Origin of the sequence: Variovorax paradoxus EPS, assembly GCF_000184745.1 — a bacterium.
Classification (GTDB): Bacteria; Pseudomonadota; Gammaproteobacteria; order Burkholderiales; family Burkholderiaceae_C; genus Variovorax; species Variovorax paradoxus_C.
In genome coordinates this window covers 4,948,297-4,960,943 of record NC_014931.1, presented here as the reverse complement: position 1 = coordinate 4,960,943, position 12,647 = coordinate 4,948,297, and the positions used below count along the sequence as shown (strand labels likewise).

The following is a 12,647-nucleotide window of genomic DNA, read 5'->3' as shown; positions in this document are numbered from 1 at the left end:
AGTTTTTTTCGAGTTTTGACGGCTCGCGCCGCGTGCGAGGGGCCAATGGAAGGTTCGTGGCGTGCAATTTCTTCTGGCGTACCTGAGCACCCGCTCGCAGCAATGGCGAGGCGGCATGGCCGCTGCCGTCGCTGCGATGGCGGTTCTGTGCTGCACGGTCGCCGGACCTGTCGCGCACGCCGCGGCGCCGGCCGGCGGCACCGTGCTGCGCAACGTCGCCACCGCCACCTACGTGCCGGCCGGCCTTGCGCAGACCGAGACTTCGAGCTCCAACAGCGTCGTCGCCAGCGTGCTGCCGGTCGAGGCGCTGGTGCTCACGCACGACCAGTCGGTCGACCGTCCGCCGGCCACCGTCGTCACGCTGAGCCACCTGCTCACCAACACCGGCAACGTGCCGTCGAGCTACACCATCGGCCTGGCGAACAACGGTGCGGGCTGTCCGGCCGATGCGCTCGATCTCTCGGCGCTGCGCGTGGTGCGCGACAGCAACAACAACGGCGTGGTCGATGCGGCCGATCCGGTGCTGCCGCTGGGCACCGCCGGCGCGATCGCACTGCAGCCCGGCGAAACCGCGGCGCTGCTGGTGCAGGGCACCGTGCCCGCCACGGCCACCGGCAGCGCCTGCGTGGTGCTCAGCGCCACCACCGCGCTGCAGAAGCTCAGCGCGGTCAACCGCGACACCGTCACCGCGGGCGACGTGGCGGTGCTCTCGCTCACCAAGTCGGCGAGCTATCCGGGTCTCGTGGTTCCTGGCAGCACGCGCATCGACTTCACGGTATCCGGCACGAACATCGGCGCGCGCGACGCCCGCCCCGGCAACACCGCCGCACCCGCCGGCACGCCGGTGCTGGTGAACGGCACGCCCACCGCCCTGTTGCTGGTGCGCGACCTCGTGCCCGCGGGCACGCGCTACATCGCGGGCAGCCTGCAGAGCACGGCGGCCGGCGCGGTGCGGCTGTTCCGCCTGCCGGGCGATGCGGACTTCAGCTACCGCACCGTGGACGACGCCTCGGCCGTCGAAGTGGCCATCGGCGTGCCGGCGCCGCTGGCACGCAATGCGTCGATCGCGATGCAGTTCGCGGTGCAGGTCAAGGCCGACCAGACGGGGGACATCCGCAACACCGCGCAGGGCTACTACAACGACGGCGTGGCGCCGGCGGTGTCGCCCTCGAACACGGTGGTCATCACCTCGAGCCAGAACCGCATCGGCGTCGCCAAGGCGGCCTCGACGCCGCGCATGAACCACGGCGCAGACGGCCAGCTCGACGGCACCGCCACGGTGAGCTTCAGCGTCAACGTGCGCAACTACGGCGCCGTGTGGCTCTACGGCGTGCAGGTGGCCGACCTCATGGAAGGCAGCGGCACCACGCAGTTCGGCGCCTTCACCCCGGCGGCCGTGCCGGCCGCGAACCAGTACACGATCGTGCCGGGCTCGCTGGCCATCGCGAGCAACCAGGGCAACGGCGTGAGCGGCACCGTGGCCGCCGTCAACAGCGCGTTCAACGGCACCGCCGGCGCGCAGAGCCTGCTCGCGCCCGGCGCGGTGCTGCCGGTGGGTGCGCAGTTCACCGTGCGCTTCGACGTGCGCTTCAATGTCGGCGGCCGCGCCGGCACGCTCCTGAACACCGCGCGTGCGCAAGGTGCGCTCACGCCGGGCGGCGCGCCCGTGGCTTTCGACGATTCGGTCAACGGCAGCAACCCCGATGCCGACGGCGACGGCAACCCGAACAACGACAGCTCGCCCACGCCGGTGTCCACGCAGTTGCCCACGCTCTCGCTGGTCAAGACAGCCTCGGCACCGCGGCGCGTGGCGCAGGGCGTGTACGAGCTCGACTACCACCTGAAGGTGACCAACACCGGCGTGGCCGCGGCGCCGAACCTGCGGCTCATCGACAACCTGAACTGCACTTTCGACATGGACAAGCCCGACGGCCTCGTGGCCGCCTGGGAACTGATCGCACCGCCGAAGGCGCGCAACGGCGTGCTCAACGCGGCGGCCGGCTTCACGGGCCGCGCGAGCTGCGACCGCGAGTCGCTGGCGAGCAGCGACCCGTTCAGGCTGCCGACCGAAGCCGTGCTGAGCGTGACCGACGGCAGCCGCGCGCTCGCGCCGGGCCAGAGCGAAGAGCTGTCGTTCACCGTGCGCATCACGCAGAAGCCAGCGGCCATCGGTGGCCGCGTGGCAGTCACCAACAAGGGCTGGGCCGCGGCCTTCGACCAGAACACGGTGAACGTCACGCCGGCCATGCTGGTGGTGGCGAGCGCGAGCTCGGTGCAGTCGCTGCTGGTCGATCCGCAGGGCGTGGTCTACAACGCGGTCACGCGCGAGCCGGTGGCCGGCGCGGTCGTCACCTTCACGCGCCAGTCGTGCAGCAGCGGGGCGGTCACGCCGATCACCGCGGACCAGTTGTACGGCGGCGCGTCGGGCCTGTACACGGTCAATGCCAACGGCAGCATCTCCATGGTCACCGGCGCCGACGGCGGCTACCAGTTCTACCTGCAGTCGCCGCCGGTCACCGGCTCTTGCACCTACGCGATCGGCGTGGTGCCGCCCGCGGGCAGCGGCTACGTGGCGCCGTCGCAGCTCATCCCGGCCACGGCCGGCACCTTCAGCCGCTGCGGCGCCATCGTGCCGAATGCCGGCGCGCCGCAAGGGGCGGATGCGACCACCCATTACTTCTCGGTCAACGCAGGCCTCGATGCCGCGGGCGCCGCCTGCGACGTGGTGCACAACCACATCCCGCTCGATCCGGGCAATGTGCTCGGGCTGGTGCTGCGCAAGGAAGGCAGCAAGCGCCAGGCCGAGTTCGGCGACTTCATGGACTACGCCCTGGTCGTCACCAACAAGACGGGCTTTCCGGTCACCGGCGTGCGGCTGTCCGACACCCTGCCGCCAGGCTTTGCCTATGTGGCGAAGAGCGTGCGCCTGAACGGCTCGGCCGCGGTCGATCCGGTCGGCGGCGCGGGCCCGCAGTTGTTCTTCGACTACCCGGCGCTGAAGCTGGGCGTGGACCAGTCGGCCACGGTGCGCTACCGCGTGCGCATCGGCGTGGGTGCACCCACCAACGGCGATGCCGTCAACCGCGCGCGCGCGAACTCGGGCCCGATGCAGTCGAACCTGGCGAGCTGGACCGTGCGCGTGACCGGCGGCGTGTTCTCCGACGACGCCTTCATGTTCGGCAAGGTCTACATGGACTGCAAGCGCGACGGGCGGCAAGAGGGCGACGATGAAATCGGCGTGCCGGGCGTGCGCCTCTACATGGAAGACGGCACCCATGTCATCACCGACGTGGAAGGCAAGTGGAGCCTGTACGGCCTGAAGCCCCTCACGCACGTGCTGCGCGTCGACCAGACCACGCTGCCCCCGGGGGCGCAGCTCGCGGTGCTCGACAACCGCAATGCCGGCCGTCCCGAGAGCCGTTTCGTCGACCTGAAGAAGGGCGAGTTCCACAAGGCCAACTTCATCGTCGGCAACTGCGACGCACCCGACGTGATGAAGGACGTGATCGCGCGCCGCGCGGCCATTGCCGCCAGTCCCGACACCGAAGCCGAGGCGCAGGTGCGCATGCGGCTCGACCCCGAAGGCCGCATCGTGCCGGTGGGCGACGTGCGCTCGCTGCCTGCCAGCGGGCAGTCGTCGGTCACGGGCAGTACCGGCAGCACCGGTTCCACGCTCGCCAACTCGGCACCGCTCATCGCGATGCCGGTGGCACCGTCGGGCGCAAGCAGCTTCGTCAACGGCGCATCGGGCACGGCGAGCGGCACGCTCGGCGCCAGCGCCGCGCCGGCACCCACGCCCGCCGGCAGCCTGTTCGCGGCATTGAACGGCCTGCCCACCAACGCGCAGGGCGCTTCGGCCACGGGTGGCGGTGCGGCGGGCGTGGGCGCCTTCGCCAGCCGGCCGGTCAACACCAGCACCCAGATGCTCGCGCCGCGCGCCAACCCGCTGCTGCCGCAGGCCGTGCCCAGCCCGGTCGAACTCGAAGCACTGCTGCCGCGGATCGAAGGCAACGCCCTCGGCTTCATCGACCTGAAGGACGGCGACACGCTGCCGGCCCAGTCGGTCAATGTGCGCGTGAAGGGCGAGGCCGGCCTCGCGCTGCGCCTCACCGTCAACGGCAAGGTCATCGAGGAGCGGCGCGTCGGCAAGAAGACCCAGCTCGATGCGAAGAAGCTCGGCGCCTGGGAATACATCGGCGTGGTGCTGCAGCCCGGCGCCAACCGCCTGTTGCTGGAGGGCATGGACCCCTTCGGCAACGCGCGCGGCACCGCGCAGCACATCACCGTGGTCGCGCCCGACAAGCTCGGTGCCATTCAGGTCGAGCTGCCCGTGTCCGCGCAGGCCGACCTGCGCACGCCGGTGATCGTGAAGGTGCGCCTGACCGACGCCGCCGGCGTGCCCGTGACCGCGCGCACCCAGCTCACCCTGGAAACCGACCGCGGCCGCTGGCTCGACGAAGACCTGAACCCCGCCGAGCCGGGCACGCAGGTCTTCATGGAAGGCGGCGCGGCCGAGTTCCGCCTGCTGCCGCCCGGCGAACCCGGCGATGCGCGCCTGCGCGTGACGGCCGGCAGCTTCGTGAAGGAAGTGCGCCTCGCGCTCTTGCCCGAGATGCGGCCGATGATCGGCGTGGGCATCGTCGAAGGCGTGCTCGACCTCACCAGGCGCGGCGGCGTGCCGCTGGGCGCGATGCCTGCCGGCGCCGCCTTCGAGGCCGAGCTCACCGGCCTGGCCGACGAAAGCAACAACCGCCGTGCGGCCGCCCGCAGCGCCTTCTTCTTCAAGGGCACCGTCAAGGGCGAGTACCTGCTCACGGCCGCCTACGACTCGGCCAAGACGCGCGACGACCGCCTGTTCCGCGACATCCGGCCCGACGAGTTCTATCCGGTGTACGGCGACTCGTCGGTGAAGGGCTTCGACGCGCAGAGCACGCAGAAGCTCTACGTGCGCATCGACAAGAACCGCTCGTACCTGCTGTACGGCGACTTCACCACCGCCAGCAGCACCGAGGTGCGCAACCTGAGCCAGAACAACCGCGCGCTCACGGGCCTGAAGCACGTCTACGACGACGGCAACGTGCGCGCCACCAGCTTCTTCTCGCGCACTGCGCAGACGCAGCAGGTGGAAGAGTTCCGCGCGGTCGGCACCTCGGGCCCGTACTACCTGAGCGCCACGGGCGGCGAGTTCGTCGACAACAGCGAGCAGGTCGAGGTGGTGGTGCGCGACCGCAACCAGCCCGACCTGGTGCTGCAGCGCACGACGGTCGCGCGCTTCGTGGACTACACGATCGAGCCGCTTACGCGCCGCATCCTCTTCACGCATGCGATCTCCTCGGTCGATGCGAACCTCAATCCGCAGTCGATCCGCGTGACCTACGAGGTCGACGCCGGCGGGCCGAAGTTCAACGTGGCCGGCACCGACGTGCAGGTGAAGGTGACCGACAACCTGCAACTGGGCGTGGTCGCGAGCACCGACGAGAACCCGGAGAACCGCCGCAAGCTCGGCGCGCTCACCGCGGTGGCGCGCGTGGGCGAGAACACCACCATGGCCGGCGAGTGGGTGCGCACCGAGTCCGACAAGAACGGCAAGGGCAGCGGCGGCCGCGTGGAGCTGCGCCATCAGACCGAGGACCTCGCCGTGGTGGCGCTGGCCAGCAAGACCAGCACCGGCTTCGACAACCCCGGCGCGAGTTTCTCGGCCGGGCGCACCGAAGCGTCGGCGCGCGCCGAGTACCGCATCGACACCAGCACCGCGCTGCGCGGCGAGGCGCTCTTCAGCCAGGACGCGCTGCTCGGCGGCAGCCGCCGCGGCTTCACTGCCAGCGTGCAGAAGAAGGTCGGCGAGCAGCTGGTCGCCGAAGTGGGCCTGCGCCACGGCCAGAGCGGCGCGGGCCTGGGCACCAGCTCCGGTTTCGACTACGGCCAGATCTCGACCTACAGCGGCAACCTCGGCAGCGGCGTGGGCGCCGGCAACGTCACAGCGCTGGGCGCTGCGGCCACCGCGAATGCGAATGCCGAAGACCTGACGACCGTGCGCGCGCGCATCTCGGCCCAGGTGCCGGGCCTGCCGCAGGCCAACGTGTTCGTCGAGGGCGAGCAGGACATCCGCAAGTCCGATCGCCATGTGCTGGCCATCGGCGGCAACTACGCCGTGACCGACAAGACGCGCATCTACGGCCGCTACGAGCTGGTCTCCAGCCTCTACAACCAGGACGAGCTGGGCACGACCGGCTCGAACAACGTCGGCATCCTGGGCATCGAGAGCAGCTACATGGAAGGCGGCCGCGTCTACAGCGAATACCGGCTGGCCGACAGCATCGACGGCCGCGCCGCGCAGGCGGCGACCGGCGTGCGCAACACCTTCAAGCTCAACGACCAGTGGCGCCTGACCGGCGGCATCGAACACACGCGCCAGCTCGGCGGCCCGGTCAACAGCGGCAACACCGGCACGGGCTACGCGGGCGGCCTCGGCCAATCGACGGCCATCACCGGCGGCGTCGAATACGGCACCGAGCGCATCAAGGCGAGCGGCGTGCTCGAAGGCCGGCGTGGCGACGATGCGAACACGCGCCTGTTCAGCGCCGGCTTCGGCTACAAGATCGACCGCGCGTGGAGCCTGCTCGCACGCAGCGTGATGAGCGACAGCGAAGGGCAGGGCACCAACGCGGGCAACGAACACCACCTCGCGCGCCACCAGATCGGCCTGGCCTACCGCCCCGTCGACACCGACAGCTGGAATGCGCTGATGCGCTACGAGCGCCGTTCCGAGCGCGTGGTCGGCACAGGCAGTTCGACCGGTGCGCTCGACGGCGCGAGCGTCTTCGGCTCGGGCTCGGGCAATGCGAGCCTGCCGGGCAGCACGAGCGCCGACATCGTCTCGGCCCACGTCAACTACAACCCGCGTCCCGGCACCGTGATCAACGGGCGCTACGCGGCCAAGTGGTCGCGCGCCGACGACGGCTGGCTCAAGAGCACCTACTGGGCGCATCTGCTGCAGGCGCGCTACACGCAGGACATCGACAAGGACTGGGACTTCGGCATCCAGGCCGGCCTCTTGTACGGCAAGGGCGGCGCGCTGCAGAAGACGCTGGGCGTCGAGGTGGGCTACCAGGCAATGACGAACCTGTGGGTCTCGGTGGGCTACAACGTCGTCGGCCTCAAGGACCGCGACCTCACCGCCAACGAATACACCAGCAAGGGCGCGTACATTCGCCTGCGCTTCAAGTTCGACGAGACGGGGCTCGGCTTCCCCTCGGCAGGCGCTGCGAACGCGAACGCGGCGGCCGGCCCATGACAAGAAAAGATTCGGCCGGCATGGCAGGACAGATGACTCAATTCCTTTTTTCGGGCGTCAGGCGCGCGCGCGCCGTGCTGGCGCTCGCCGCACTTTGGACGCTGCTCGCACTGCTGCTGACGCCGGCACCGGCGCGGGCTGCGCAGGCCACGTGCACGCCCCAATCGGGCTACAACTCGTGCGTGCGGGTGACCTACTCCGGCGGCGACCAGAGCTTCACCGTGCCGACCGGCGTGACCTCGGTGTTCATCAAGGCCTGGGGCGCCGGCGGCGGCGGACCCAACAGCAGCTACTTCCCCACGCAGCGCGGCGGTGGCGGCGGCGGGTTCGCCTCCGGCACGCTGACGGTGGCGGCGGGCGCCGCGCTCGGTGTTCGCGTGGGCGAGGGCGGCGGCGTCAACGATACGTCGACGACCTACGGCGGCGGCGGCGCGGGCGGCACCTCGCAGGCCACGGCGATCGGCTCGAGCGGCGGCGGCCTGTCGGGCGTGTTCGCCACCACGACCTACACGCAGGGCAACGCGCGCCTCATTGCCGGCGGCGGCGGTGGCTCGTCGTCGGGCGGGGACGTGGGCACGCCTGCCGGCGGCGGCGGCGGGGGCGCGAGCGGAAGCGACGACGGCGTCGCCGGCAGCGGGCGGCCCGGCACCCAGGCGGCGGGCGGCGCGGCCGGCTCGGGCGGCACCTGCAATCTCGGCGCACCGACGGCCGGCTCCGCGCTGCAGGGCGGCAACGGCGGCTCCACCAACGAGAACCAGAACGAAGGCGGCGGCGGTGGCGGCGGCGGCTACTTCGGCGGCGGCGGCGGGCTGTGCCAGGGAAGTTCGCCCAACGGCATGGGCGGTGGCGGCTCCGGCTACATCGGCGGCGTCACCGGCACGACCTCGACGGCGGGATCGATCTCGACGTCCAACAATGGCGGCGGCGCGGCGGCGGGCACGGGCGACATCCACTACGCGACCGGCATCGGCACGGGCGGTGGCGGCGACGCCAGCGGCGGCAACGGCCAGGTGGTGATCCAGTTCAATGCGCCGCTGTCGATCGCGCTGAGCAAGACGGCGCCGGCGACGGTGGCGCCGGGTGCCGCCATCGCCTACGTCCTGAGCCTGACCAACACCAGCCCCGCCACCAGCGGCACGTCGATGGTCGTGCGCGAGCAGCTTCCGCCGGGCGTGATCGCCAACACGGTGAGCCTGGGCACTGGAGTCAATGCTGTGAATTGCGGCGCGATGCCGAGCGCAGCCGGTGCGTTGCTGAACTGCGCGGTGACGCTGTCCTCCGGTGGCATTCCGATCAACGGCGGCGTGCGCAGCTTCACGCTCAATGCCACGGCGCCGCTGGTGGCCGCAGGCACGGTGCTCACCAACTACGCGAACACCAACGTGGCGGGCAGCGGAACGCCGGCCACGGCGCCGGGCGCGGCGTGCGTCTCCAGCGCCACGGTGAGCTGCGCCAGCGCCGCCACCACCGTGGTGACCGGGGCCGCCGTGCTGGCGCGTTCGGGCGAGCGCACTGTCACCGACAACCAGGTGGCCAACGGCAGCGCGCAGGACGTGCTCGAAGCCATCGTGCGCGACGCGGCCGACAACCCGGTGGCCGGCACGGTGGTGACCTTCGCCGCCACCACAGGCGTGGCCTTCAATGGCGGCGCCGTGGGCGCGGCAAGCACTTGCACCACCGCCGCCGACGGCACCTGCCAGGTCAGTGCGACCAGCACGGTGCCGGGTACGAAGAGCACCGTCGTAAGAATCCCGCTTGGCGTGTTGACAGGTGTCTTCACCGCGAACGGCCAGAGCTACGGCGCGAGCCCCGCGAGCTACAGCTTCGTGGCCGGCACGCCGAGCGCCGCCCAGTCGGGCCTGCGCGTGGTCACCGACAACCAGGTGGCCAACGGCACAGCGCAGGACGTGCTGCAGGTTTTCGTGCGCGACGCGAGCGGCAATCCGGTCGGTGCCGGCGTGGTCGTGAACTTCGGCGCCACGCCCGACGTGGCCTTCAACGGCGGCGCCGAGGGCGCGGCGGGAAGTTGCACCACCGGCGCCGCCGGCACCTGCCAGGTGACGGCAACGACCACCGAGGCCGGGAGCTACAGCACCACCGCAGTCACCCTGGGCGGCGCGGCACTGGGCGGCACCTTCACGGCCAGCGGCAGCAGCTATCTGCCGAGCCCGCAGACGTACCGGTTCCTGGCGCTGCCGACCGTGACCATCCGCGCGATCTCGACCAACGGCGTCGGCACTTTCGATTTCACCGGCACCAACGGCCTGGCTGCGCAGAGCATCACCACTACCGTGGCCGGCACCGCCGCCAGCGCGGCGACGCAGACGCTCACCGCCGCGAGCACCGCCACCACCATCACCGAAAGCGTGCCGCCGGCGGGCTACACGCTGACGGCCGCCTCCTGCACGGGCCTGCCTAACGGCGGCACCGCCACGTTCTCGGGCCGCACGCTCACGCTCAATGCCGCGGCCACGGCGCCCGGCACCAACCTGGTCTGCACCTTCACCAACACCGGCGCCACCGGCACCACCTCGCCGCCGGTTCCACCAACGGTGAGTTGCCTCTCGAACGCCGCGATCTTCAACACCGCCTACAACGGCGCGAACGGACCGCCGCTCACCAGCGGCCGCGACACGGTGTGGGAATCGGGCGAGGGCGCTGCCAGCGGCGGCCCCGGCACCGTGAGCTCGTGGCAGCGCGCCTACGTGGGCAACAAGGCGCCCGGTGCGTGGATCGACTCGCCGTTCGGCAACGCCAACTGGAACTCGAACTACAACCCGAACCACACGGGCAACGTCGACGTCTACCACCGCTTCACCTTCAACATGGCGGCCTCGGTGAACCCGGCGACCTTCTCGCTGAAGCTGGACTTCTATTCCGACAACTCGGTGGCCGAAGTGTTCGTCAACGGCGTGCTGCAGACCGTGCCCGGCGTGCCGCAGGGCGGCGGCGATCCCTACAACTTCCGGGGGTTCGATCCGGGCCGGCAGGCGAGCGCGACGCTCGCGAGCAACTGGCGCGCCGGCAGCAACACGGTGGTGGTGCACATCAAGAGCGGAGCGAACGCCGAAGGCTTCCTCGCGCAGGCGACCACCACCGCGGTCTGCGCGCCGCCGACCGTGGTGCTGTCGAAGACCACCACCGGCGGCGCCGGCGGCCCCTTCAACTTCACGCTGAGCAACACCACCCAGACCAACGGCGTGGTCAGCACCGTGGCAGCGGGCACGGCGGTGCAGGTCGACGGCAGCACCGCGACCGCCGGCACGCAGCCCTTCTCGGCCACGACGCAGGGCGCCGCGATCACCATCGCCGAGCCGGCGGTGCCGGGCTGGAACCTTGCGGGCGCCACTTGCACCGATGCCGGCACGCCCGTCGGCAGCCTGGGCAGCGGCGCCGACGCGCGCACCTACACGATCCCCGCGGCCAGCGTGCAGTACGGCCGGCCGCTGGTGTGCACCTTCACCAACGCCGCCTCGGCCACGGTGACGGTCAGCAAGGTGAGCAACGGCGGCGTCGGCCCGTTCGGCTTCACCGGCACCAACGGCCTCGCGGCACAGACGATCACCACCGTGACCGCCGGCACCGCGGTCGCGGGCGCGATCCAGACGCTGACCGCACCCGGCGTGGCCACCACCATCACCGAAGACCCGCTGCCCGCCAACTACGCGCTCACCGGCGTGAGCTGCACCGGCCTCGGCGCAGGCGGCACCGCCACCCCCGACCTGCCCAACCGCAGGGTGACGCTCGATGCAGCCGCCACCGCGGCGGGCAGCAACATCGCCTGCACCTTCACCAACACCTTCACGCCGCCGTTCCCCCGGGTGCAGATCGTGAAGACCACCACCGGCGGCACCGGCGCCAACCTGTTCGGCTTTGCGCTGAGCGGGCTCTCGGCCGCCACCGACAGCATCACCGTGACCGGTGCCGGCACCGCCAACGGCGCGGCCAACCTGACCGGCACCGCCGGCCAACTGGCCAAGATCAAGGAAAGCGCGCCCGCCGGCTGGCCCGCCAACCCGGTCAGCGCGAGCTGCCTCGATGCTTCCAGCGCCACGCCCACCGTGCCCTTCGGCACGCTCGCGGGCAACGAGCTCACGATTCCCGCGGCCAACATGGTGGCCGGCGCCAACATCACCTGCACCTTCGTCAACAGCTTCGGCTTCAGCGTGACGGGCCGCGTGTTCCTCGACAACGGCACAGGCTCGGGCGTGGCGAACGACGGGCGCATCAACGGCACCGAAGGCGGCATTGCGGGCGTGAGCGTGCGGCTGACCAACTGCGCGGCCACCGTGCTCTCGACCGCCACCACCGACGGCGCCGGCAACTACGCGCTCGACGTGCCCTTTGCCACTGCCGCCAATGCACCGCTGTGCGTGGAAGAGACCAACACCGCATCGCGCCTGTCGACCGGCGCCTCGTTCGGCAGCGTGGCGCTGCCCTCGGGCTCGGCGGTGGCGGGCGGCGGCACGAGCTACACCTACACCCGCACCGGCACGCCCGACCGCATCGCCTTCACCTGGAACGGCACCGGCCACGCCGGCCTGAACTTCGGCGACGTGGACCGCAACACCTTCGCGGCCGACGGCGCCAAGAGCGGCATGCCCGGCAGCACCGTGAGCTACGCCCACACCTTCATCGCGCGCACCGGCGGCACGCTGCGCTTCGGCATCTCGAATTCGGTCGACACGCCGGCGGTGAGCGGCTGGAGCGGCAAGATCTTTGCCGACACCGGCTGTACCGGCGCGCAGCAGCCCGGCGCCGCGCTGCTGTATCCGCCGTCGGCACCGCTCACGGTGGTGGCGGGGCAGAACGTCTGCATCGTGATGCAGGAGTTCATTCCGGCCAACGCGGCCAACGGCAGCAACAACCAGAGCACGCTGCAGGCGAGCTTCGATTTCACCAACGCCGGCCCCGCGCTGAGCGCGACCTACACGGTGCTGGACACCACCACCGTGTCGAACAGCGCGCTGGAGCTCAAGAAGGAAGTGCGCAACGTCACGCAGGGTGCGGGCTTCGGCGTGAACAACCAGGCCAAGTCGGGCGAGACCCTGGAATACCGCGTGACCTACACCAACAACGGAACCACGCCGATCTCCGGCATGACGGTCAACGACACGACGCCGCAGTACACCAGCTTCGTGGCCGCGCAGGCCGGCACCACGCCGGCTTCGCTCACCGCCTGCAGCAAGAACACGCCGGCCAATGCGTTGCCTGCGCCGGCTGTGGCCTGTGCGGCCTCGCAAGCGGCGGGCGGAACCGGCGGGCTGCGCTGGTCCTTCACCGGGTCGCTGGCGCCGGGCGCCACCGGGGCGGTGCTGTTCAGCGTGAAGGTGGACTGAGCGAAGTCGCCGCG

General features: G+C 71.0%; 2 protein-coding genes. Both read left to right on the top strand.

All coding sequences use genetic code 11. The features are described from left to right. The first annotated feature begins 61 nt into the window (after window positions 1–61). Window positions 62–7,294, top strand: a complete 7,233-nt coding sequence (locus VARPA_RS22735; protein WP_234974814.1) for a DUF11 domain-containing protein — start codon at window positions 62–64, stop codon at window positions 7,292–7,294. Between the two features lie 32 nt (window positions 7,295–7,326). Further along, window positions 7,327–12,633 carry a beta strand repeat-containing protein gene (locus tag VARPA_RS22725; protein ID WP_049794458.1) on the top strand — a complete coding sequence of 1,769 codons (5,307 nt, stop codon included), beginning with the start codon at window positions 7,327–7,329 and terminating at the stop codon, window positions 12,631–12,633. Window positions 12,634–12,647 lie beyond the last annotated feature (14 nt).